Source organism: Flavobacterium piscis, assembly GCF_001686925.1.
Classification (GTDB): Bacteria; Bacteroidota; Bacteroidia; order Flavobacteriales; family Flavobacteriaceae; genus Flavobacterium; species Flavobacterium piscis.
Genome location: NZ_LVEN01000010.1, coordinates 14,303 through 38,956, shown reverse-complemented (window position 1 = coordinate 38,956; position 24,654 = coordinate 14,303). Strand labels below are relative to the sequence as shown.

18 protein-coding genes are annotated in these 24,654 nt (G+C 32.9%); 9 read left to right on the top strand and 9 right to left on the bottom strand.

Going from position 1 to position 24,654, the window contains the following annotated elements; translation table 11 throughout:
- Nucleotides 1-30: 30 nt before the first annotated feature.
- From FLP_RS05710 to FLP_RS05675, 8 genes are all read left to right on the top strand, one after another.
- Complete coding sequence (locus FLP_RS05710; protein WP_065448565.1) at nt 31-1,938, top strand: DUF3857 domain-containing protein; 1,908 nt, start codon at nt 31-33, stop codon at nt 1,936-1,938.
- 6 nt (nt 1,939-1,944) lie between these two features.
- Nucleotides 1,945-3,954 carry a DUF3857 domain-containing protein gene (locus FLP_RS05705; protein WP_065448564.1) on the top strand — a complete coding sequence of 670 codons (2,010 nt, stop codon included), beginning with the start codon at nt 1,945-1,947 and terminating at the stop codon, nt 3,952-3,954.
- Between the two features lies 1 nt (nt 3,955).
- The gene (locus tag FLP_RS05700; RefSeq protein ID WP_065448563.1) at nt 3,956-5,947 is read left to right on the top strand and encodes a DUF3857 domain-containing protein; all 1,992 of its coding nucleotides are present in this window, start codon (nt 3,956-3,958) and stop codon (nt 5,945-5,947) included.
- 2 nt (nt 5,948-5,949) lie between these two features.
- Entirely contained in the window at nt 5,950-6,276 is a 327-nt protein-coding gene (locus FLP_RS05695; RefSeq protein ID WP_065448562.1) for a nucleotide pyrophosphohydrolase, read from the top strand.
- A 134-nt stretch (nt 6,277-6,410) separates the two neighbouring features.
- Entirely contained in the window at nt 6,411-7,634 is a 1,224-nt protein-coding gene (gene aroA, locus FLP_RS05690; protein WP_065448561.1) for a 3-phosphoshikimate 1-carboxyvinyltransferase, read from the top strand.
- A 355-nt stretch (nt 7,635-7,989) separates the two neighbouring features.
- Nucleotides 7,990-9,039 carry a tRNA preQ1(34) S-adenosylmethionine ribosyltransferase-isomerase QueA gene (gene queA, locus FLP_RS05685; protein ID WP_065448560.1) on the top strand — a complete coding sequence of 350 codons (1,050 nt, stop codon included), beginning with the start codon at nt 7,990-7,992 and terminating at the stop codon, nt 9,037-9,039.
- 317 nt (nt 9,040-9,356) lie between these two features.
- Complete coding sequence (gene kynU, locus FLP_RS05680; RefSeq protein ID WP_065448559.1) at nt 9,357-10,640, top strand: kynureninase; 1,284 nt, start codon at nt 9,357-9,359, stop codon at nt 10,638-10,640.
- 467 nt (nt 10,641-11,107) lie between these two features.
- The gene (locus tag FLP_RS05675; protein ID WP_065448558.1) at nt 11,108-11,545 is read left to right on the top strand and encodes a YMGG-like glycine zipper-containing protein; all 438 of its coding nucleotides are present in this window, start codon (nt 11,108-11,110) and stop codon (nt 11,543-11,545) included.
- A gap of 59 nt (nt 11,546-11,604) precedes the next feature.
- On the opposite strand, the gene FLP_RS05670 is transcribed toward FLP_RS05675, so the two are convergent.
- Complete coding sequence (locus FLP_RS05670) at nt 11,605-13,416, bottom strand: hypothetical protein (RefSeq protein ID WP_065448557.1); 1,812 nt, start codon at nt 13,414-13,416, stop codon at nt 11,605-11,607.
- Between the two features lie 208 nt (nt 13,417-13,624).
- A complete protein-coding gene (locus FLP_RS05665) occupies nt 13,625-15,181 on the bottom strand; it encodes a hypothetical protein (protein ID WP_065448556.1) in 1,557 nt (518 codons plus the stop codon).
- Between the two features lie 116 nt (nt 15,182-15,297).
- Here FLP_RS05665 and FLP_RS05660 point away from each other — a divergent pair, with 116 nt between their 5' ends.
- Entirely contained in the window at nt 15,298-17,688 is a 2,391-nt protein-coding gene (locus tag FLP_RS05660; RefSeq protein WP_065448555.1) for a penicillin acylase family protein, read from the top strand.
- Between the two features lie 286 nt (nt 17,689-17,974).
- Here FLP_RS05660 and FLP_RS05655 read toward each other — a convergent pair whose 3' ends face one another.
- From FLP_RS05655 to FLP_RS05625, 7 genes are all read right to left on the bottom strand, one after another.
- Nucleotides 17,975-18,415 (bottom strand): hypothetical protein, encoded by a 441-nt coding sequence (locus FLP_RS05655; protein ID WP_065448554.1) that lies wholly within the window; start codon nt 18,413-18,415, stop codon nt 17,975-17,977.
- A gap of 226 nt (nt 18,416-18,641) precedes the next feature.
- Nucleotides 18,642-20,093 (bottom strand): serine hydrolase, encoded by a 1,452-nt coding sequence (locus tag FLP_RS05650; RefSeq protein ID WP_065448553.1) that lies wholly within the window; start codon nt 20,091-20,093, stop codon nt 18,642-18,644.
- Nucleotides 20,094-20,248: 155 nt separating this feature from the next.
- Complete coding sequence (locus FLP_RS05645) at nt 20,249-20,749, bottom strand: nuclear transport factor 2 family protein (protein ID WP_065448552.1); 501 nt, start codon at nt 20,747-20,749, stop codon at nt 20,249-20,251.
- A 2-nt stretch (nt 20,750-20,751) separates the two neighbouring features.
- Entirely contained in the window at nt 20,752-22,263 is a 1,512-nt protein-coding gene (locus FLP_RS05640) for a serine hydrolase domain-containing protein (protein WP_065448551.1), read from the bottom strand.
- A 77-nt stretch (nt 22,264-22,340) separates the two neighbouring features.
- The gene (locus FLP_RS05635; protein WP_065448550.1) at nt 22,341-23,147 is read right to left on the bottom strand and encodes a helix-turn-helix domain-containing protein; all 807 of its coding nucleotides are present in this window, start codon (nt 23,145-23,147) and stop codon (nt 22,341-22,343) included.
- 24 nt (nt 23,148-23,171) lie between these two features.
- Nucleotides 23,172-23,951 (bottom strand): hypothetical protein, encoded by a 780-nt coding sequence (locus FLP_RS05630; RefSeq protein WP_065448549.1) that lies wholly within the window; start codon nt 23,949-23,951, stop codon nt 23,172-23,174.
- 98 nt (nt 23,952-24,049) lie between these two features.
- Nucleotides 24,050-24,643 carry a GNAT family N-acetyltransferase gene (locus FLP_RS05625; protein ID WP_065448548.1) on the bottom strand — a complete coding sequence of 198 codons (594 nt, stop codon included), beginning with the start codon at nt 24,641-24,643 and terminating at the stop codon, nt 24,050-24,052.
- Between the last annotated feature and the right edge of the window lie 11 nt (nt 24,644-24,654).

Genomic DNA, 24,654 nt, shown 5'->3' with positions numbered 1-24,654 from the left:
ATAATATATATTTGGCGAAATTACTTACTAATGAAATTTACTTTTTCGGGATTATTTTTTTTCTTATTTACCCTTATTCTTTCGGCTCAAAAAACCGAATATGCTGTAACAGCGATTTCTGATAGTCTTAAAGAAAATGCCAACGCTGTTGTTCGATTAGATCAAATGGATATTAATATTGCTTCGCAGAGAAGCATGAATATCAAAACACAGCGCGTTGTAACAGTTTTAAATGAAAAAGGATTAAGAAACATTGATGCTTATCAACACTATGATAAATCACTGAGTGTAAAAAATATCGAAGCAGTTGTTTATGATATATCCGGTAAAGAAATCAAAAAAATTAAACGAAAAGATTTTAAGGATAATAGTGCGGTAAGCGGAAGCACTCTTTTTTCTGATAGCCGTGTACTGTACTTAGATTATACACCAATTTCATATCCTTTTACAATCGTTTATACCAGTGAAATTGAAACATCAAGTACTGCTTTTATACCAAGATGGTATTTTTTAGGAGATTACAATGTAAGCGTGGAGAAATGTATTTTAAATGTTTCTTTTCCAAATGATCTGGGATTTAAAAAGAAGGAGTTCTATTTTTCAGGTTTTGATATAAAGAAAACTATTGATACCGATACAAAACTAAGTTATGTTGCTCTTAATATTTTAGCGAGAAAAGTAGAAGATTACAGTCCGTCTACTGATGATCTTTTTCCGAAAGTAATGATGGGATTAGAAAAATTTCATTTAGAAGGAGTTGATGGTACTGCCACAACATGGGAAGCATTTGGTAAATGGTATGGTGAAAAAATCTTAACAGGAACTACTACTTTGCCGGAAGAAACGAAAACGAAAATAAAAGCATTAGTGGGGGATGAAAAAGATCCTATAAAAAAAGCAAAGATCATTTACGATTATGTACAAAAAAAATCCAGATATGTAAATATTGCTGTCGGTATTGGAGGTTGGAAACCTATGCTTGCCAGCGATGTAGATCGTTTAGGTTATGGAGACTGTAAGGCATTATCGAATTATACAAAAGCACTTTTACAGGTTGTAGATGTTCCTTCTTACAATACTATTTTATATGGAGATCGTTACAAATCTAATATTCAGTCTGATTTTGTTTCGATGCAGGGAAATCACATGATTTTGGCTATTCCAAATGGAAATCATTACACTTGGTTAGAATGTACAAGCCAGGACGCTCCTTTTGGATATCAGGGAACTTTTACTGATGATCGGGATGTCTTGATTATTAAGCCGGAAGGGGGAGAAATTGTGAGAACAAAAGTGTATGAGGATTTAGGAAATACTCAAAAAGATAAAGGATTATATACCATAGACGAAAATGGTAATTTTTCGGGTTCATTATCAATTGTTTCAGAAGGTTCTCAATACAACACAAAGGCTAGATTAGAAACTTTACAGCCAACAGAAAAAGAAGCTCATTATAAAGATTATTGGAATAATATCAATAATTTAAAATTGGGTAAAATTTCTTTTACTAATAATAAAGAAAATGTTCAATTTACTGAGGATGTGCAAACAAGTGCTTTAAACTATGCCGCAATTTCTGCGAACAAAATGATTTTTACCGTAAATGCATTCAATCAAACTTCTGCTAATGTTAAGAGAATCCGTAATAGAAAAACCCCGCTTCAGATTCAGCGTGGTTATTTAGATTCAGATGAAATCGAAATTAATTTACCAACAGGTTTTACAATAGAATTTTTGCCTCAAAACTTTGAATTAAAAGGAAAATTTGGAGAATACAAAACCGAAATCATTAAAAAAGAAAATAATAAACTGACTTACAAACGCTCTATATTCATAAATAAAGGGCAATATTCAAGTAAAGAATATGACGAGTACCGTCTTTTTATGGAGCAAGTTGCAAGAAACGATAATGCCAAAATTATATTAACCAAGAACTAACCAAAAATGAAAATTACCAAACTTTTTAGTCTGTCAATTCTATTGTTGCTTATTACGAATGTAACAGCGCAGGAATTTAAATTAGGAAAAGTATCTATTGCTGAATTAGAACAAAAGGTACATCCCAAAGATTCATCGGCAGCAGCTGCAATTTTGTACAAAAAAGGAAAAACGAGAATAGAATATGATACGAATTATGGTTTTGTGACCGTTGCCGAAGTAGAGACCAGAATTAAGATCTATAAAAAAGAAGGTTATAATTGGGCCAATCAAAATGTTTGGTATTATAATGAGCCTGATTTTAAAGAGAAAGTAAATTTTTCTGATGCGGTTACTTATAACTTAGTTGATGGGAAAATTGAAAAGACAAAGCTAAAAAGTGACGGGGTTTTTGATGAAGTAGTAAGTAAATACAGAGGACAGAAAAAAATAACCATGCCTAATGTCAAAGAAGGTTCTGTTATAGAGTTTAGTTATATTATAAGAAGTCCTAGCGATAGAGTAATTAGAGAGTGGGATTTTCAGACCAGTATTCCAGTAAATTATTCGGAGTTTTCAACTTATATTCCGGAATATTACGTTTTTAATACAAGACAAAAAGGATATGCTTTTCCTAAGAAAAATGAAGTTACAAATCAAAGATCTGTTATTTTTACAAATAAAGACAGAGACAGCGAGTATTTGCATACCAAAACAAAATTTTCTACAAGTACAGCAAATTATAAAGAAACGCAGACTACATATGTTGCTATAGATTTTCCAGCGATGAAAGACGAAGCTTATGTAAATAATATTGATAATTATACATCAAGTATTCAACATGAATTATCGATGACAAAATTTCCTCAATCAGAGACAAAGTTGTATTCTGTCGATTGGGATGCAGTTGTACATACAATTTATAAAGATATTGGTCCTGAACTGAATAAGACTGGTTATTTTGAAGAGGATCTGAAAAAGAAATTAGAAGGAAAGAATACTACCGATGAAAGAATATTGGTTGTTTTAGATTATGTAAAAGCAAATGTAAAGTGGAATGATTATTTTGGATATAGCTGTGATAGTGGAGTTAAAAAAGCATATAAAGAAAAGACTGGAAATATTGCCGATATTAATTTAATGCTAACCGCTATGTTGCGTTATGCAGGTTTAACAGCAAATCCGGTTTTAGTAAGTACACGCGCTAATGGAATCTCAATTTTCCCTAACAGAACTGCTTTTAATTATGTCATTGCCGCAGTCGAAACTCCAAATGGAAATATTTTGTTAGATGCTTCTGATAGATTTTCAACTCCTAATATTTTGCCCCTTAGAGCCTTAAACTGGTATGGTCGATTGATAAGAAAAGACGGAAGTTCTGAAGAAGTAGATTTGATGCCTCAAAAAACATCAAATGATATTGTTTTTATGAGTTATAGTATTGATGCCGAAGGTAAAGTGACAGGAAAAACCAGAAGACAATGTACAGATTATAATGCTATGATTACAAGAGAGAATATTAACGGGCTTAAAGAAGAAGAATATTTAGAAAAGCTGGAGAATAGAAATAATAAAATTGAAATAAGCGAATATTCAAGAACAAACGAAAAAGAATTATTGTTGCCTACTATGGAAACGTATTCATTTACCGGAAATAATTTGTGCGAAGTAATAGGCGGGAAAATATATGTAAGTCCTATGTTGTTTTTTACAAATGAACAAAATCCTTTCAAACAGGATCTCAGAGAATATCCGGTTGATTTTGGATTTCCTTTTATGGATAAATATAATATAACACTTCAAATTCCTGAGGGCTTTACAGCGGAGGTATTGCCTGCACCATCTATTATTAATATGGAAGATAATTTGGGAAGTTTCAAGTTTAATATTGCTCCGACAGCAAACGGATATCAAATAAATATTCAGCATCAAATCAACGAGGCAATTGTATCTACTGAAAAGTATGAAATGCTAAAAGAATATTACAAAGCCATGATTGCAAAACAAACGGAGAAAATTGTTTTAAAAAGAATTTAATATGAAGTTTCAAAGCTTACTGATAGTTGTTTTTTTACTTCTGGGAATTTCAAAAAGCAGTGCTCAAAATTATGAGTTGGGAAAAGTTACTGTTGCTGAATTAAAAGAGAAAGCAAACCCGAAAGATACAACTGCGCCTGCTGCAATTTTGTTTAAAAAAGGAAAAACATTTTTTACGTTTACTAAAGACAAAGGTTTTTCTGCCAATCATGTTTATGAATTTAAAATTAAAATTTATAAAAAAGAAGGACTAAATTGGGCGGATCAAAAGGTGCGTTTTTATATTGGTTATGAAAATTTGAGCGAAGACCGATTAGAGTTTTCAAATGCAGTAACTTATAATTTAGAAAACGAATCAATTGTTAAGACAAAACTGGGCAATCAGGGCGCTTTTACGAAAAAAGTAAATAAATTTTGGGACGAAAAAATAATAACGCTTCCTAATGTAAAAGTAGGATCGATTATAGAATACAAGTATATTTTAAAATCGGATAACATTGTAAAACTACCCGATTTTGATTTTCAATACGACATTCCGGTAAATTACTTTGAGTATAAAACAGATATTCCAGAGTATTACATTTATAAACCAATTTTGGTAGGAGGCCATAAAGTCGAAACAGATTCAAAATTGACCAACGGCAGTCAAAGTTTTGAAGATGATTATAACAAGACAAAAAGCATATCCTATAAACAAATAAGTGCTTTTTATAAAGGAAATGATATTCCGGCACTGACGAAAGAGCCCTATATCGATAATATTGATAATTATAAAGGATCTATTCAGCACGAATTAGAGAGAGTACGTTATCCGGATCAGCCTGTAAAAGACTATACGATAACCTGGGAAGGCGTAGCGAATACTATTTTTAAGGATAAAGGCTTTGGTAAAGAACTTAATGAAAGAGATTTTTTACTAGAAGATGTTAAAAAATTATTGACCAATGTTGAATCACAAAAAGAGAGATTGAACATCATTTTTAAATTCGTTCAGAACAAAATGAACTGGAATGAAGAGAATGATTATTATACTCAGAAAGGGGTTAAAAAAGCTTATACAGATCAAACCGGCAACGTGGCAGAGATTAATTTTATATTAATTAGTCTGCTAAAATTGGCGGGAATAGAAGTGAACCCGGTGTTGGTGAGTACCATACAAAATGGAATTCCTGTTTATCCCACAAGAACAGGTTTTAACTATGTAATAGCTGCTGCTCAAATTGAAGACAAACAAATTTTACTGGACGCAACACATAAATTTACGTATCCCGGAATTTTGCCTTTAAATGTTTTGAATTGGAAAGGAAGATTAATAAAAGATGATGGAACTTCACAGGAAATTGATTTAGTGCCCAGCACAATGTCAAAAGAATATTCCAGTTTGATGGTCAAAATAGATAATCTTGGAAAAATAGAAGGTAAGATCAGAATTCAAAGAACAGATTATGATGCTTATCTTTTCAGAGTTGAAAATGCCAATAAGAATCAGGAAAATTATCTTGAAAAATTAGAAGAACAATTAGGAGATTCTAAAATTTCAAATTACACCATCGATAATAAAAAAACAAATATTCAGGAACCTGTTCTTGAAACATTTTCTTTAAATGCAGACAATAGGGTAGAAATTATTGGAGGTAAAATGTTTATTAATCCTTTGTTGTTTTTTACCAGATCTAAAAATCCGTTTACTCAGGAAATTAGGCAAATGCCAGTTTATTTTGGTTACCCAACTCAGGAAAAATTCAATTTAAATATTGAAATTCCTGAAGGATATGAAATAGAATCCTTGCCAAATCCTATTAAGATTGCGTCAGAAAATAAAGAGATTGTTTATATGTTAAATACATCAGGCGAAGGAAACAAAATTCGAATAATTAGTTCAAAAGAAATTAACAATAGTATTTTTGCAGCAGATCAGTATAATGGATTAAAAGATCTTTTCCAGAAGATGATTGCCAGTCAAAATGAAAAAATTGTTCTTAAAAAAATATAACTATGGATTTGAAAAATGCACAACTTGATGTCGATATGTGGATAAAAGAACACGGTGTTCGCTATTTTAATGAGCTTACAAATATGGCGCAACTTACCGAAGAAGTTGGGGAAGTTGCCCGAATCATTGCGCGCAGATACGGAGAACAATCTGAGAAAGAAAGTGATAAAAACAAAGATTTAGGCGAAGAATTGGCCGATGTTGTTTTTGTGGTTTTATGTCTCGCCAACCAAACCGGAATAGATTTACAAGCCGCTTTTGATAAAAAAATGGACTTAAAATCAGTTCGCGATAAAGACCGTCATAAAAACAACGATAAATTAAAATAATTGTGAAATATCACTCATAAGCTTTGAATTATGAGTTTTGAATTTTGAATTATGAGTGGGGAGTGGTAAATTGCGGGACTGAATTATGTTTCTAACCATTCATAATTCATAATTTACAACTTACAATTAAAAAAATGAATTTACTACTTCAAACAACTCAACATAATTTACAAGGACAAATTGCAGTAACGGGATCAAAAAGCGAGACGAATCGTTTATTGCTTTTAAAAGCATTGTTTCCCAATATTACATTGGCAAACACATCAAACTCTGATGACAGCGAGGTAATGCAAAAGGCATTAATAGGAAACGACGAAATTGTAGACATTCACCATGCAGGAACTGCAATGCGTTTTTTAACCGCTTATTTTGCTGTAAACGAAGGTCGCGAAGTGGTTATGACAGGTTCGAGCAGAATGCAGGAGCGTCCGATTAAAATTTTAGTAGAAGCTTTAGGACAATTGGGAGTTGAAATCTCTTATGAAAAAGAAGAAGGTTATCCGCCAATTAGAATAAAAGGAAAAAAAGTTACGGCATCAAAAGTTACTTTGGCAGCAAATGTTAGCAGCCAGTATATTTCGGCACTTTTACTTGTAGCTTCAAAATTAGAAAATGGTTTAGAATTAACTTTAGAAGGAGAAATTACCTCAATTCCGTATATCAAAATGACTTTGGCTTTGCTTAACGATTTAGATATTCAAACCAGTTTTGAAGGAAATGTAATTAAAGTTTATCCCAAAGAAAGTGTTGCTTCAAAAGAAATGGTTGTAGAATCAGATTGGAGTTCCGCATCTTACTTTTTTAGTTTAGTAGCTTTGGCTGATAATGCTTCAATCACATTGAGCAGTTATAAAGAAAATAGTTTACAAGGAGATTCTGAATTGGTTTCACTTTATGAGAAATTAGGAGTGAAAACTACGTTTCAAAACAACAAAATGACCTTGGTAAAACAAGAGAATTTTAAATATGAAACTGTAAATTTCGAATTAAACAATACGCCGGACATTGCACAAACCATTGTGGTGACTTGTTTAGGTTTGGGAATCGGTTGTCATTTGACAGGCCTTCATACTTTAAAAATTAAAGAAACAGACAGGCTAGAAGCACTTAGAATCGAGCTTACAAAATTAGGAGCTGATATTTCTGTTACCAATGACAGTTTGACTTTAACAGCTTCGGAAAATATCAACCACAATGTGAAAATTGGAACATATAACGATCACCGTATGGCAATGGCATTTGCACCTTTGGCTTTAAAAGTGCCTATTATTATAGAAGATGCTGAAGTAGTTTCTAAATCATATCCTGATTTTTGGAATGACTTAAAAACATTAAATTTTCAAATCTCAGAATTGTAAAAAAAAATTATTCGCCACGAATTCACGAATTCAATTTAATAATTCGTGAATTCGTGGCCAAAAAACACATAGCCCCTAGTTTTAACTAGGGGTTTTTTAGGTTTAGATTTTTGGCTTTAGCCAAATAAAAACACTAACATTTTTTTTCAGTATCTAAATTCAATGAACTTATATCACTTATATGGTTAAAAAAGCGTTTTTTTATCAAGTCAAAGCATCAGTAAATCAACGACTTTTGAAAATAAACATCAAAACACTTGACAACGCCTATCTCACAATCGTATATTTGCACACGATTAAAAATCAGGTCTTCAAATAATCCTGATCGAAAATCTATAACTCATAACTTTCTCAAATGAAATTATCACATTTTCAATTTAATTTACCGAAAGAACTTTTAGCAGAATTCCCGGCAGAAAACAGAGACGAATCTCGTTTAATGGTAATCGATCGTCAAAAACAAACTATAGAGCACAAAATGTTTAAAGATGTTATCAATTATTTTGATGATGGAGACGTTTTGATTCTTAACAATACAAAAGTTTTCCCTGCACGTTTGTACGGAAACAAAGAAAAAACAGGAGCAAGAATTGAAGTTTTCTTATTAAGAGAATTAAATTCAGAGCAACGTCTTTGGGACGTTTTGGTTGATCCGGCTCGTAAAATCCGTATTGGAAACAAACTTTATTTTGGTGATGACGATTCGTTAGTTGCTGAGGTAATCGACAATACAACTTCTCGTGGTAGAACTTTACGTTTTTTATATGACGGTTCTTACGAAGAATTCAGAAACAAATTGACAGAACTTGGAGAAACTCCAATCCCTAAATACATTAGTAGAGAAGTAACAGCTGAAGATGCTGAAAGATACCAAACTATTTATGCAAAAGAAGAAGGAGCTGTAGCTGCACCAACTGCAGGTTTACACTTCTCGAAACATCTTTTGAAAAAATTAGAAATCAAAGGAATCAATTTTGCTGAAGTTACACTTCACGTTGGTTTAGGAACTTTTAACCCGGTTGAGGTAGAAGATTTGTCTAAACACAAAATGGATTCTGAAGAATTGATTATCAAACAAGAAGCTTGTGATATTGTAAACGAGGCAAAAGCGAAGAAAAAACGTATTTGTGCTGTAGGAACAACTTCAATGCGTGCTATCGAAAGTTCAGTTTCATCACAAAATACTTTAAATCCTTACGAAGGATGGACAAATAAATTTATTTTTCCTCCTCACGATTTTAGTATTGCAAACTGTATGATTACAAACTTTCACACACCAAAATCAACATTATTAATGATGATTTCTGCTTTCTGTGGACATGATTTAATGAAACGTGCATACGATGAAGCAATCAAAGAAGAATACAAATTCTATTCTTACGGAGATGCGATGTTGATTATCTAATTAGATATTCAGATAAAATATAAAACCTGTCAGTGATGATGGGTTTTTTTATTTAAAATGGTTTCAAGTTTCAGGTTTCAAGTTTGTCATTATTTGCGAAATTTAAACGCAAAGTTCGCAAATATTTTTTACGCAGTTTCTGTTTGCCAAATGCAAAAGCACGCAAAGCTTTGCGAGCTTAGCGTTTATAAACGTTAACCTAGATAAAAATCCTTGCGAACTTTTCGGTTAAATCTTCAAAGCATATCAACGCAAAACTTAAAACATGAAACAAAACAAACAAAATTTGTTATTTTAGCAGACAAAACAAAAACACAATGACTTTTCAAAATACACGCGAATTCGCACGAGAGCTTGATTCGCAAGACACATTAAACCAGTATCAGGATCAATTTATTTTTCCTAAGGTAAATGACAAAAGAGTAATTTATTTTACCGGAAATTCCCTGGGTTTACAGCCAAAACGCACCAAAGCATATATCGATGAAGTTATGAACGACTGGGCAGATCTTGCCGTAGAAGGTCATTTTTATGCCGATAAACCTTGGTGGGATTATCAGGAAAGATTTGCTGAACCACTGAGTAAAATTGTTGGTGCCCTGCCTTCAGAAGTTACGGTAATGAATACGCTAACGGTGAATCTTCATTTACTGATGGTTTCGTTTTATCAGCCAAAAGGCAAACGCTATAAAATTATCTGTGAAGAAAAAGCATTTCCGTCAGATCAATATATGTTTCAGAGTCAGGTACATTTTCACGGATATAAAACAGAAGATGCTATTGTAGAAATAAAACGTCGTGAAGGCGAACATAACATTCGTCTGGAAGATGTTTTGGCTAAAATTGAAGAAGTAGGTGATGAACTTGCTTTGGTTTTAATTGGCGGAGTAAATTATTATACGGGACAAGTTTTCGATATTAAAACCATTACAGAAGCAGGACAAAAAGCCGGAGCAAAAGTAGGTTGGGATTTGGCACACGCTGCAGGAAACATCAAACTAGACCTTCATGACTGGAACGTAGATTTTGCTGCCTGGTGCAGTTATAAATACATGAACTCAGGACCAGGAAATGCATCTGGTTGTTTCGTACACGAAAAACATCACAATAACCCGGATTTACCTCGTTTCGCAGGTTGGTGGGGACATAATAAAGAACGCCGTTTTAAGATGGAACCAACTTTCGATCCTGTTCACGGAGCTGATGGATGGCAAATTAGTAATTTACCGGTACTTTCTTTAGCGCCATATTTAGCCTCTGTAGAAATGTTTGCTGAGGTTGGAATGGATGCTTTGATTAAAAAGAGAGATCACATCACTTCTTACTTAGAATTTATTTTGCATGAAATTGATAAAGAAGTAAAAGGAAATTTCGAAATCATCACGCCTTCGAACCCTGAAGAAAGAGCATCGCAATTGTCTGTTTTTTTACACGGAGAAGGAAGATGTTTATTCGATTATTTAATGAAAAACGGAGTAATTACAGATTGGCGTGAACCTAATGTAATTCGTCTGGCGCCAGTTCCTTTGTATTGCTCTTATGAAGATATGTATGACTTTGGACAAATCCTGAAAAAAGGAATTTTAGGAAAAAGTTTATAATCTCGCAATCCCAATAGTTATCGGGAGCAAAGGCGCAAAGTTTTTAATAAAAATAGTGCTTATCGTACTGTTTGTCATTTCGACGAAGGAGAAATCTTCGCAAGTAACTCTGCAACGAGAATCAAATCTTTGTCGAGCTTCTCGCGAAGATTTCTCCTTCGTCGAAATGACATAAAATGAAAAAAACTGTGCGACTTGGCGCCCGATAACTATCGGGATTGCGTGATTATTTTTAGTCAGTAACTTAAAAAACAATCTGCTTAAATCTTTTTAAATCTGCGTGAAACAAACATCCAGTCGATAAAAAAAAATCCGTTTAAATCCGCGTTTTGTTTTAGCAATCCGTTTCATCCGTGTCTATTTTTAAATGCAATCTTGAAATTATATAATCATTAATCTGAATCATGTAACTTCAGTAAAACAAATTTTCTTTAATTTGTAGTGTAATAATTTAAAAAACTACAATTATGAAAGCCTTATATATTTTATTCGCCGCTTTAACAATCGTTTCGTGTCAGAATCAGGGAAAAGAAGATATCAATAAAGCCAAACAGGCTAGTATTGATTCAATGAAAGTTGAAATTAATAAACAAAGAGTTATTGATTCGATGAAAACAGAAATGGCAACCCTTAAAGAGCAGCAAAAGGTAGAACAACAAAAAGTAGAATCTCAAAAAGTTGTAGTAGTACATCAACAAGCAAATGGAACTACAACTACAACAACCAAAAAGAAAGGATGGAGTGCTACTGCTAAAGGTGCTGTAATTGGTGCTGGAGTTGGTGCTGCAACAGGAGCTATTGTGAGTAAGAAAAAAGGTGAAGGTGCCATCATTGGTGGTTTAGCCGGAGCTGCTTTAGGAACCGGAACTGGTGCTGTTATTGATAGCAAAAAGAAAAAAGAGTAGAACAATTTCTATATAAAAGTAAAAACCCCGATTTAAATTTAAATCGGGGTTTTTGAGTTTTAAGCTAATTCTAAAGTTGGTATTTTGATGTTAGATAATTCAGATTTATAAAAATCGAAATCTTTTTTAATTTTATTTAAATCCTGTTTAAAGTATAAAGCAGGAGAAAGTAACGTATTGTAATATTCGATCCCTTCCAGAATATTTGTTTTAAAAGTATTCCACTTTTTAAATTGAGCATTTGTGATTTCTCCCGAAATATTTTCGATTTCATTTCTAAAATAATCGACATACATTTTTAATTCTTTCACAAATAAATTCGGACGGTTATTGGTTGTTAATACCGACTTGTTTCCGTAAATATGACCCACCATATCAGATAAAGAAACTTCTTTGTCAAAATAGGCCATATTGGGCCCTGGGCAGATTACTACTCCTTGTGCCTGACCTTTTATTTTAATGTCATTCTCTAAATATGATGCATTTGCCAAACCCACACATAAACAAGATTTCTCAGTAATGGCAAATTTTGCTTTTTCAAAAGCCTGAGATGACATGGTATTTTTGAGGTTTTCTAATTCTTCCAGTTTATGATCCTGAAATTTTTTCGAAGCAGTGCAAATTCCGTGTGGATCGTATTCTTTACTTAAGGCAAGAAATTTCTTTGGGCAGGAACTTCCGGCTTTATTCTGATCGATTCGTTTTTGTTTTAAAATTTCATTTGTAGTTCCTCTTACAGTATTGAAAGGAACTCCTAAAGGCGAAATATGACTTAAATACAAATCGTTTTCTTTTGCGTTTATTAATAATTCGCGGGTTGCTTTATCTACAGAAGTTGCTTCAGGAACCAATAAAAACGGAGAACCCCATCCAACAGAATCTACTTTGTAGTTTTCTAATAAAAATTCATGTTCTTCAGCAGTTCCTACGCCGCCCTGAACCGTAATTTTAAGTGGTAAAGGATGTTCCGGCGCGTAAATTTGTTTTTGCTGTAATACTTTTGTCATCAACTCATGTGCAGATTGAACAAGCTGATCCTTTTTTTGTTTGAATTCTTCTAATATTGGTCCTAATAAAAGGCCATCTGTAGCAAAAGCGTGTCCGCCGCAATTCAATCCGGATTCGATTCTGTACTCAGAAACCCAAAGTCCTTTTTTAGCTAAAAAATTACCCTGAATCATGGCAGATCTAAAATCGCTTACTTTTAGAATAATTTTCTTTTTAAGCTCATTATTTAAATTGGGAAAAAAATCTGTAAAATTCTCAAAATAACTAAACAATCTTGGATTCATTCCGGCCGAAAGAACCACTGAAGACTCTAAATTGCTTTTTGCAAAACCTCTCAAAGCAGCGTGAGCATCATTAAATTCAATAGGAAGCTGTTCGTTTTTTTCGAAATTATCTTTATCGAGCTTTGTCATGATATTCACATCAATTTCTCCGGGAGATAGATGTGATTCGATATAATTTTGAATATTTTCTTTAAAAGAAATTCCGTCATCAAGCAGATTTTGAAAACCTTTTTTGATATCCGAAGTGTTGGGTAGCATTGCGATGTAATTTTCTACCGCAGTTTTACTTTCTATCAATTCGTTTTTAAAATTCTCGAATTTGTCTTTTACGATTTTATCTACCAAATTAAGATAAGATGTAATTCTTTCCGCTCTGTAATCGTGAAATTTCTGGCTAATTTCTTCGTATGGGAAATTGAATTTAGTGCTATAAAAATTACGCATCTTTTCAATTAATTCATCATCGGCTATAGAAACTACAGACGAAATACCATATTGTGCCACTCGAATCGGACTGTCGATCGTATAAGCAAGTCCCATTACCGGAATATGAAAAGTGTGTAGGGGATTTTTTGTCATTTGTTTTTATATTAAAATAAAAGCAAATGTTGGAAAATTTATCCTTAAAAAAACTGATAATTGTCAGGTTTTAAAATGGTTAAAGTTATACGGTAGATAAAAAAGTTGCCAAGAATTTCACGAATTTGTACTAATTTTTAACGCACTGATTTAAAAGTAATTCGTGCTAATTCGTGAAATTCGTGGCTAAAAAGTAGTACTAAAAGTTTTAAATCAAAATCTTTTTCAAAGATTCCGCTATACTTCGCCAGAGAAAATTATAAAATGACTTTTCCTGAATCCGGTCAAGTTCAACATCTGCCTTTTTGGTTTTATCGTCCGAATCATTTTTTAGCAATAAATTAGCGACAGCAGTTTTAAGTTTGGCTTCTTTTTCGCGATCTTTCTTTTTAAATAATTTAACTTTTAAATCTTCATAATCAAGGGTTGCATTTCCTTTGGCAGTAGCATCATTTCCATAAAAATTAAAATGGTATTTATTAAACTTTCCTGTAAATGTAGTATTGATATAAGGTTTTGTAAATCGCTCCATCGCCACGACATTAAAATTAGCGATCGTTCCCTGAATATGAAAACTGTCTTTTAAATCCAGCACATTAAAACTCCAATTGACATCCAGCGGAGAATTTTTCATAAACAAACAATTGACTTTAATTTTTACATCGGCCATTTTTTTATAACCAAATCCGCTTTTTAAATTCGTAACCTGCATGTTAAAACGATCGAAATTCAAAATTCCGGGACCTTTCGAGAAATCAATTTCTTCCTCATAAACCAATTTCGATTTTAGAATTTGTATGGTATCAATTTGAAGCGGAAACTTGATTTTTCGCAATAAGTGATTGTACAAATATTTTTTGCTCAAATCATCCTTCGGGATTTTATTGCGATAAATATTGGCATCAACATGATTCGCAATAAGTGAACTGGCTTTAAAGAAAAACTTTTCGTTTTTAAATCCCCAATCCATTTTTTCAATGTGAGCAGAATCTAATTTTATAGTGTAAATGTCTTTTTCCTTATCTAATCTTTTTACAAAATCTTTTCGGCTAAATTCTGGTAAATAAGAGAATTTCTTGATCTTTAAGAAATTTTTCTCGGTACTTATCTGGCCAATATTCATGGCATAAAAAGCGCTTGGTTTGTAATATAAACTATCACAGACCAAAACATATTTTTCAAAACGCATCGGGATTTTTTCTTTTAGAGTGGCGTCTGTAAGTAAAATGCCTTCTAATTTTAAGATGATTTTTTTAATGCTAAGAATGGGTCTGTCAGTGTCTAAAGAAACTACATCTACGGTTCCGTCATTGAGATAAATATTAGATACGGCAACAATTTTTCGAAAAGGTTCAATAATTTCGTTTTTGATGCTCTTACTATTATTCAGAAGTTTTTCGCCTTTTTTGTATAAAATAACACGAGGTTTATTGATAATAATGCTTTCTGCCTGAATAAGATCATTAAAGGCGAGATCCCAAATATTAAAATGCTTAATCGTGATGGATTCTATTTTAGAGAAAAGCCCGTTTTTACTGTCTTTTGGCTGGTTTTTGGGGCTTATTAATAATGTCGTGGCATTAATATTTCTTGAGAAAAGCGATACTTCAATTTTTTCGTAATGAATATTGTAGGCAGTTTTGTTTTTGTCGTTTACAATTATGGGCAATTGTTTTTTTATCCAGTAATTAAGACCAATATTGGCTAAAATCACAAAAAGAAACAAAGAAATTACTCCGATCGCTATTTTTTTATAGATTGACATTTATAGTATTGATTTTAAATACATAAATTTAGACTTTTGTAAGTGATGTTTTTTACACGATTAGATCTTAAAGTTACATCATTACCAAATCATTTTATCCTATACTTTTTTGAAATATGAGAAGAATTAAAAAAATCCTGTTGGTTTTATTAGTCATAATAGTGGTTTTAGGAATAGGTTTGTGTGCCTATATCTTTCATTTGAAACCTAATTACGAAGGTCAGATTCAATTGAAAAACCTTGACAAGGAAACCACGGTTTATTTTGATGATTTTGGAATTCCTCATATTTATGCCAGTTCTGAAAAAGATGCCATGACGGCTTTAGGTTATGTTCATGCGCAGGAAAGATTATGGCAAATGGAATTGCTTCGACGCATTGCTCCCGGAAGATTGTCAGAAATCTTTGGATCTGTTGCGCTTAAAAATGATAAATTTTTCTCCGGAATTGGTATCGAAGAAGCTTCGGCGAAAGCCATTGCCAAATTAGATAAAAACAGTCAGAGTTATAAAATGACATTGGCTTATTTAGATGGAATTAATCAGTATTTAGAGGAAGGTACAACGCCAATTGAATTTACTCTTGTAGGCGTTAAAAAAGAAAAATTCACGATAAAAGACGTTTATAATATTTTTGGATATATGTCTTTTAGTTTTGCTATGGCCCAAAAAACGGATCCTTTGTTAACTGATATCCGCAATAAATACGGGGCAGAATATTTGAAAGATTTAGGTATTGAAGGAGAATTTAATACGACGCAAATTAAAAGTTCTAAAGAAAATATTGAAGAATATACTACGATTGCAAAATCTGTAGCCGCTTTGTTGGATAATTCTCCAATTCCGCCTTTTGTGGGAAGTAATAGCTGGGTGGCAGGACCAACGAAAACCAAAAGCGGAAAGGTGATTTTTGCCAATGATCCGCACATTGGTTTTTCGCAGCCGGCAACTTGGTACGAAGCGCATTTAATAACTCCCGAATTTGAATTATACGGTTGTTATCTGGCCGGAACTCCATATCCTTTATTGGCTCACAATCGGGATTACGCCTACGGATTAACCATGTTTGAAAATGATGATATCGATTTTTATCAGGAAAAAAATAAAACAGGAGATGCTAGCCAATATCAAACTCCAACGGGTTTTGCAACTTACGAAACCAGAAAAAAAACGATAAAAGTAAAAGATACTTCGGATGTGGTTCTTACGGTCAAATCAAGTCGACACGGACCAATTATGAATGATTTACTGGAGCGTTTAGATCGAAAAAATCCTATTGCCATGTCATGGATTTATACGCAACAGCCAATACAAATTCTGGATGCGGTTTACGGACTTTCACACGCTAAAAGCAAAGAAGATTTCAGAAAAGCAGTTCAATTGGTTGCAGCGCCCGGACTAAATGTAATGTACGGCGATGTCAAAGGAAATGTAGCGTGGTGGGCAACGGGAACATTATATAAACATGATAAAGGGGTAAATTCATTTTTTATTTTAGATGGCGCAAGCGGAAAAGATGATATCAAAGAATATCTGGATTTTTCTAAAAACCCATCAGCCGAAAATCCAAAATGGGGTTATGTATATTCGGCCAATAATCAGCCGGAAGCCATTGATGGTTTTTTGTATCCGGGCTATTATTTGCCGGAAGATCGCGCGAAAAGAATTGCAGCTCTTATGGATGCGAAATCAGATTGGGATAAAGAAACGATAAGTAAAATGATTTTTGATAATACTTCTCCAATTGCTCCGGGCGTAGTTCAGAGTTTAATTTCGAATGTAGATATTGCTTCGATTTCGCCTAAAGAAAAAGAGGTGATTAAGTCTTTACAATCGTGGAAAGGAACAAATAATCTGGAAGATGTTGGCTCGACGATTTACAACAAATGGATTTATTTGTATTTAAAAAATACTTTTGAAGATGAAATGGGTGAGGATAGTTTCAACCTATTTTTAGGAACCAGTTTAGGAAAACAAGTTATTGCCCGACAAATTGAGAATGAAAATTCGGTTTGGTGGGATAATATTAAAACCAAAAATGTAAAAGAAACCAGAGCCGAAATTGTTTCAAAAGCATTTCATCAATCTGTAAAGGAACTTCAGGAACAATTAGGTGATAAGGTAGCCGACTGGAATTGGGGGAAAGTACATACGGTAGAACACGAACATCCGCTGGGGAAAATAGCTGCTTTGCGTAAACTTTTTGATGTAGGACCTTTTGCAGCTCCGGGATCAAACGAAGTAATAAACAATCAATTCTTCGGATTTAATAAAGAAGGAAAGTATTATGTAAAAGGCGGACCATCAACCCGAAGAGTAGTCGATTTTTCAGACATAGAAAATAGCTGGAGTATCTTACCAACAGGACAATCCGGAAATCCTTTCAGTAAACATTATGGAGATCAGGCTGAAATGTACAATGCGGGTAAATTCAGAAAAATGAAACTGAATAAAGAGGAGATTATAAAAACGTCGACGAAATTGGTTTTTAAACCAGTGAAAGAGTAGTTTTTGTTTCAGGTTCTTGGCTTTTGTGTTTTTGCTTGTGTGGTTTTACCGCAAAGCGCGCAAAGTTTTTACGCAAAGATTCGCAAAGTTTTTTAACCTTTTATGGCTATGTCACAAAGAACGCAAAGCTTATGTATATAAGTTTGAATGTAAAGATCTTTGTCAAAGTTTAAAACTTTGACAAAGATTTCGGTATATAAAAAACCTTTGTCCCTTTGAGCCTTTGCAACTTTGAGACTTCTTATAAAAAAACCTTAGAACCTTAGTAGCTTAGCATCTCAGAATCTTATTTATATTTCCCCCGAACAATATCATTGGCAAATATTTCCAGGTTATAACCAAGAGCATCATTAGCAATCATAACATTTGAAGCTTGATAGGCAGTATCCTCTTTGTATGTTTTTAAGAGTGTTTCTAATTCTATTTCGTTGTAAAACGCGAACATATTATAAACAGCATCCCTGAAGTTTTTGTAATTGATGGTTTCGGTTATTTCGACGGTTTTCTGGTCGTTCCATTTTTCTTTAAGGGCAGCTTCATTTATGGTTTCTAAGCAAAAATCTACCACGTAATTTTTGTAATGTGCTGCTTCAACAATTTTATCAATTATGATTTTATTTTGCTGAGTTGGCATTGGAACTGTTTTGGCAGCTGTTTGAGAATTACCAATGATTGGAATAAACAGGCATAGTAATGATACTAAAAGTTGCGTCTTTAATTTTTTCATAGGTTAAATAAATAGTATTTACAGCTTTAAAAGGTGTAAATCAGGTTGATTTGGGTTTGAAATTATCTTTTTTTGGGCAGCGCTAAAATAGTTTTTTTATACCAAATATGGAATCAGAAAAACACTTTTAAAACAAAAAAACTCCAATAATTTTGGCTTAAAACCAGAATTATCGGAGTTGGTAAGATAAAGATTACCGCTCTAGGGCTGTGTCTTTTTTTAGTTGTTATTTTTTCAGAAGTTCTTCTAATGCTTTTTTGCCTGCATCATTTGAAGGATCAAGTGCTACAGATTTTTTGTAGTTTGTAATGGCTAAATTTTTATTGCCGTCTTTTAGATAAGCTTCGGCCAAACTGTCATAAGCATTTCCTGATTTTGGATATGTTTCTGCATTTATTGTGAAAACTTCTATGGCTTCTTTAGTCTTTCCATTTTGAAGCAATTCATATCCAACTCTATTCATCTCTCCTTCAGAAATGTTATAAACAGGATCATTTTTAAGCTTTTTGTAGGTATTTAAACCACTTGTAACTCCTTGTTCTGAAAAGGTATCCAATAATTCAAATGCTAACGACATTTTTGGCGCTTTAAACGATTGATTGTATAAAATAGCACGAATAGACTGGCTGATTTCATTTAAAACCGTTCCGCCTGTATTATTCAGTAAAACGATTAAATTTTTATCTTGTGGGATTCTGTAAATGATAGTGTTAAAACCGTTAATTCCGCCACCGTGCTCTGTAACTTTTACTTTTCCCGATGCTGCGTCAGTTTCGTCTATAAACCATCCATAGCCATAAGATGATTGTCCGGTTTTGATATAAGAATTAAATAAAGATTCCATTGATTTTGATGAAAGTAACTTATTCGTATAAAGTGCCTGATCCCAAAGATAAAGATCTTCTACAGTAGAATATAATGAACCCGCAGCATACGGAATACTCATGTCGAGGTAAGGAGCATTTCTGATTTTTTTACCTCTTTTTTCATAACCGGCCGCTCTGTTTTTCAGAATAGTATCGGCATGGTCATAACCTGAATTTACCATTTTTAGCGGAGTCAGAATACTTTCCTGTAAATATTGCTCGTATGATTTTCCGGAAACTTTTTCTATAATATAACCCAATAAAAAATATCCTGAATTGCTGTAATTGAATTTTTCGCCAGATGTAAATTCCAGTGGCAGATCGCAAAACGTTTTTACAAATTCTTCCGGAGTATAGGGATTTCTACTTTTGTCTTTAAAGAAATTAGGAAGAGAAGTGTAATTAGGAATTCCCGATGTATGGGTAAGCAAATGATGAATCGTTATTTTATCACCAGTTGCTTTTGGATAATTGGGCAAATAAGTGGTGATAGGAACATCCAGTTTTAGTTTGCCATCTTCGGCTAATTTTACAATTAAGAAAGCTGTAAATTGTTTGCTGATAGAACCTAGTCTAAATTTGGTATCCGGCTCATTGGGAATATTCCATTCCATATTGGCGGAGCCAAATCCTTTTTTGAGAATTACTTTTCCGTTTTCGGCAACAAGTGCAGAGCCGTTAAACTGACCGTATTGATTGTACTTGGTAAGAAGCTCTTCAATTTGTTTTGCTTTGTCTTGCGCAAAAGAAACATTGAAAACAAAAAGGAAAACAAAAAAAGTGTAAACAGCTAGTTTGATTGGTTTTTTCATAATGATTGATTTTGATTGATGACTGAAACTTTAATAATCACTCGTGATTAAGATGGTGTCTTTTGGTTAGACGACTAATTTTTAATTAGGTTTCAGGATAAATCATTTTTTTTTCATTTTTCTTCTGAAGAGAAGATTAGATCGCATACCAATAATTACTTTTTGATAGGCCTATGCTCATAACTCACAATTCTTTTCAATTTCCAATCATTATCTTTTCTTTCCCAGATATGAATAAATTTACCGGTTCCTTCCGGTTTTCCATCAATATAAAAAGTATGTTTTCCTATTTGCACTGCTCCAAAATCGCCCAATTTGTCCACAGTGCAAGAGTCTAGTTTTCGGGTTAGTTTTTCAGGTCTGTTACATTTTGAGTGTAGTGATTTTATTTCATTTTCTTTCGAAACGTTTAAGCCAAAGCGGTCGTCATAAAACTCAACATCATCAGCTATTATTTTTTTAAATTGAGCCGCATCGCATTGATTAAATGCAACATCAAAAAGCAAACTGTCCATCTTAATGATTTCACTTTTTAAAAGATCTTCCTGTAGTATTTCGCTGTTGGTTTGTGCGGTAGCTTGCCTGCTTAGGAAAAAAATAAAAAGGACTATTACATTTACCATAGGTATCGTTGTTATGTTTTTATTGTTTTCCATTTTTATTTTGTTTCAATTTCAATTATTCTCTTTCCATTTTCGCCCAAATAATGATTCACTATTTTTTCATAAACTTTGTAACCGTCATCTACATTGGTAAAAATAACTAAGCCTTGTTTGGTTTTTGGTAATAATAAAAAAATGGTCTGCACACCTTGGTCTGCACCGCCATGTGACAGTGCGTAATTATCATTTCCTAAATCATAGATTTCAAAACCCAGTCCGAAATATTTATTTTTCTTAGTTTCAACCTGATGCGATGTCATGTCCTCAAATACTTTTTTGTTTAATCCATCACTATTCATAACGCTGCATAAAAATGTACTGTAATCTTCAATTGTCGTTAGCAGATCGTCAGCGGCATTTACAGTTTTATTTTTAATAGGTTCGTAGGCATTTCCTTTATTGTTGTAACCAATAGCATATCGTGAAACATCGGTAATGTCGTTCCAGACAAATTTAGTATCCGTCATTTTTAGCGGTTTGATAATTAATTCATCTGCTAACTGTTGTAACGTTTTATTGAATTTCTTTTCAAGAGCTTTTCTCAAATATTCAAATCCTTCGCCTGAATATTGATATTTGGTTCCGGGTTTGAATTTAAAGTCCAGTTTACCGGATTCATTCATAAATCTCCAATTCGGAAAACCGGTTTGATGGCTTAAAATAATTCTTGCTGTCAGCAGTTTTATGTTAGGATCGTTTGCAATATCAGGATCTGTCCAATACTTGTACAAAGGCTCGTCTAAACTAAATTTTCCTGCGCTTGCCAGTTTCAACGCGACCATTGTCGTTACTGGTTTGGTCAGCGAAGCAACATTCCAAATCGTATTGTAAGGTGCTGTAAGTCCTTTTTTAAGTTCGCCAAATACATTTATTTGCTGCAGTTTTCCGTTGTTGATGATACCAATTCCTAGAGTTGGCACATTGTTTTGTTTTAGCCATTTTTCAGTTTCATCATCACTATCAAATAGATTCGATTTATCTGTGGTAGTGCTAATCATTTTATGATCATAACTAAGCGATCGTGCTAATTTCCATTCTTTGTTTTTGAGCAGCCAAAGATGAGTGAATTTCGCAAAACTTCCTGGTTCTTCTGGTTTTCCAGGTGATTTTTCAAAAAAACGATGCGTTGACATTTGTATCGCGCCGTACAAAATACCGTTTTTATTGTGCAACGGATAAATCTCGGTACTTCCGTCAATTAATTCTCTGCGGTAATTGTATTTTCGTGTTGGTGAGCATATTCCGTTTTTAAGATTGTATAAGAATTTGGCTTTGTCCGAAACACTGTCTTTATCGTGATAAAATTCGAAATCGGCCGTGTATAAATCTTCAAATTGTTTTACGTCACAGGTATTAAAGCCAACATTAAAAAGAAGGCTGTCTTTTGACATAATAATCTTGTAGAGTTCAGAGTTTTTTTCTTCCTGAGAAAATCCAATATGGAATTGGAAGAGCAGTATTCCAACTAAAACCCATTTTAGCTGAAAAAATGATTTGTTGATTTTCATTTTTGATTGATTTGATTGATTGATGATTTTGCAATATTACCTAAAACATTGCTCGCAAAATTGTAAAAATGCGAATATTATCTTTTTTTCGAAAGAAAATAGGAATCCGAATTGAACATTTTTGGGGTTGTTTTGGTTACATCTTTAAACTTCTTGATGAAATGTGACTGATCAAAGTATTTGTTGTAAAGCGCGACATCAGTCAGTTTTAGTTTCTCTAAATCAGAGTTTACCATTTGGTCTACTGATTTTCTAAACTTCAGAATCTGAATGTAATTTTTGATGGTAAGTCCGGTTGCCGTTTTAAATTTAATTTGAAGTGACCTTTGCGAAGAATTCATGTTTTTTCCTATTTCCGAAACCGAAATTTCTTCATTTTGAATTTTAATGATTTCGCAAATCTTTTCGATTGTGTTTTTGTTTGGGTGTGTAGTACTTAATTCCTCAAAATAAGAATTAATTGTATCTAATAATACAAGAATATCGCAGCTTAGATCCGTTTCGATTTTAGTTTGAAAAGGCAATTCGGCAGCATCAATTTTAAGAATAGCGTCTGTAAAATTACTTAAATCATAATTTGGAAACATCGAAAGCGTCCAGGCATGTAGTTGAATTATTGTGACCTTTGTTTTGTGGTGAATATTAACTAAAACTTTATTGGTCATTTGCGAACAAAAGTAAAATCCTTCGTTCATTTCATACTTACTTTTGCTCGTATGAACTTCTATGGCATTTCCGCTTACGATTGCGAGATTAAAACAGCCGTTGGGAAGAACGAGTTTGTTTTCGATTAGGCTTTCGCCGATGCTGTTATCAAGACACCAAATTTTATTGACGAACCTTTCAGCTTTTTGACTTACGTAATGTTCTGAATAGAGGTTCATCTTGGAGTAATTATTATGCTTGTTTTAGATTTTGCGATATTCAATTATTGTTTCGCTTTGAATCTTTCTCCCATTTTTTTCAATAATCTTTACTGGATAATTGCTAGAGTTGTATTCGTATTCATAAGTATATGATTTGCCATTGATGTTACAAGATTTAATATTATTTTTGGAGAGTTTGTATACTTTTAAATAGGCATCGGGATAGATTAAGCTAAAAGGATTTTTTTTATCGTCGTAGGTCTTGTAATAATCGTACTCTGTGGCTATAAAATCTTTTTTATTGTAGAGATTTCCGTTTTTGTCATACTTGTATTTTTTCTCAATTAATGTAATTCCGTCTTGTATTTCTTTTTCTGTTATAAGCTGTTGGGCATCATTGTAAGTGAAATAATGAATACGCTTTAATCCGTTACATTCTTTGCTTAGGGTAATAATTAAATTAGCATCATCATAATTATAAATAGCATTTACATTTTCTGTAGGCGTATTTATAATCTTCTTTTTATCATGTCTTAAAGTTGTGTAAAAAAGATTCATTTGTTTTAGATTCCCGTTTTCGTATTTCACTTCAACATCTTCTATGAAATCTCCGTTTTGTGTTGTCACTATTTTCGAAACTAAATTATTCTCATAAGTAAAAAGTACTATTTGTTCATTTTGAAAAAGACCATCTTCATAATTTTTAATCGTTTTTTTTATAACTTTTAAGCTATCATTTAAGTTGTCGTTTAATTGAATTCTGTCCTGTGAATAACAGATTGATCCAACGAATAAAAACAGAAAGAAAGTGATTCTTTTCATGGATGGTTTTTTAATTATAAATTGTATTTAAAAAATTGAAAATAAGGGTTTTGAATTCTTTTGTTAAAGCTAAAGTAATGCTTTTATGCGAAGAAAAATTATAAAAATTCTCCAAAATAATCTCGTTTAGTATTTTCCCATTCCTCCAAAATCAAGCTATAATAAACATCATCTTTACTCTTGCCTTCAGAATCGACATAGTTATTTCTAAAGATTCCTTCTTTTACAGCGCCTAGTTTTTCTATAGCTCTTTGAGATTTTTTGTTTTCCAAATCAGCACTAAACTGTATTCTCTTAAATTGAATGTTTTCGAAACCAAAATTCAGTAATTCGTATTTGCACGCTTTGTTTAAACCAGTTCCCTGAAAATCTTTTCCGTACCAGGTCCAGCCAATTTCGCATTTCTGGCTTGCGTAGTTTAGGTAACCGTAACGGGTACTTCCTGCAACTTTGTTTGTGGCTTTGTCAATGATTAAAAAAGGATAACAAATTCCGTCTGCTTTTTGTTGTAAAGTATTTTTGATATAATTTTCGAAATCAGCATCATTTCTAACATACATTCCCATGAATTTCCAGATTTCATCGTCGAAGATAATTTCTTTGAGTTCGATGTTTCTTTCGTTTTCAAATGGAAGTAATAGTACTTTTTCGTTTTCGTGAATGATGTCAGATTTTAATAGTTCGCTGTTCATGGTCTTTTATT

Bases quoted from the DNA above. Each gene is read 5' to 3' on its own strand.
- FLP_RS05710 (WP_065448565.1), top strand. From the start codon at position 31: ATGAAATTTACTTTTTCGGGATTATTTTTTTTCTTATTTACCCTTATT.
- FLP_RS05705 (WP_065448564.1), top strand. From the start codon at position 1,945: ATGAAAATTACCAAACTTTTTAGTCTGTCAATTCTATTGTTGCTTATT.
- FLP_RS05700 (WP_065448563.1), top strand. From the start codon at position 3,956: ATGAAGTTTCAAAGCTTACTGATAGTTGTTTTTTTACTTCTGGGAATT.
- FLP_RS05695 (WP_065448562.1), top strand. From the start codon at position 5,950: ATGGATTTGAAAAATGCACAACTTGATGTCGATATGTGGATAAAAGAA.
- aroA (WP_065448561.1), top strand. From the start codon at position 6,411: ATGAATTTACTACTTCAAACAACTCAACATAATTTACAAGGACAAATT.
- queA (WP_065448560.1), top strand. From the start codon at position 7,990: ATGAAATTATCACATTTTCAATTTAATTTACCGAAAGAACTTTTAGCA.
- kynU (WP_065448559.1), top strand. From the start codon at position 9,357: ATGACTTTTCAAAATACACGCGAATTCGCACGAGAGCTTGATTCGCAA.
- FLP_RS05675 (WP_065448558.1), top strand. From the start codon at position 11,108: ATGAAAGCCTTATATATTTTATTCGCCGCTTTAACAATCGTTTCGTGT.
- FLP_RS05670 (WP_065448557.1), bottom strand. From the start codon at position 13,416: ATGACAAAAAATCCCCTACACACTTTTCATATTCCGGTAATGGGACTT.
- FLP_RS05665 (WP_065448556.1), bottom strand. From the start codon at position 15,181: ATGTCAATCTATAAAAAAATAGCGATCGGAGTAATTTCTTTGTTTCTT.
- FLP_RS05660 (WP_065448555.1), top strand. From the start codon at position 15,298: ATGAGAAGAATTAAAAAAATCCTGTTGGTTTTATTAGTCATAATAGTG.
- FLP_RS05655 (WP_065448554.1), bottom strand. From the start codon at position 18,415: ATGAAAAAATTAAAGACGCAACTTTTAGTATCATTACTATGCCTGTTT.
- FLP_RS05650 (WP_065448553.1), bottom strand. From the start codon at position 20,093: ATGAAAAAACCAATCAAACTAGCTGTTTACACTTTTTTTGTTTTCCTT.
- FLP_RS05645 (WP_065448552.1), bottom strand. From the start codon at position 20,749: ATGGAAAACAATAAAAACATAACAACGATACCTATGGTAAATGTAATA.
- FLP_RS05640 (WP_065448551.1), bottom strand. From the start codon at position 22,263: ATGAAAATCAACAAATCATTTTTTCAGCTAAAATGGGTTTTAGTTGGA.
- FLP_RS05635 (WP_065448550.1), bottom strand. From the start codon at position 23,147: ATGAACCTCTATTCAGAACATTACGTAAGTCAAAAAGCTGAAAGGTTC.
- FLP_RS05630 (WP_065448549.1), bottom strand. From the start codon at position 23,951: ATGAAAAGAATCACTTTCTTTCTGTTTTTATTCGTTGGATCAATCTGT.
- FLP_RS05625 (WP_065448548.1), bottom strand. From the start codon at position 24,643: ATGAACAGCGAACTATTAAAATCTGACATCATTCACGAAAACGAAAAA.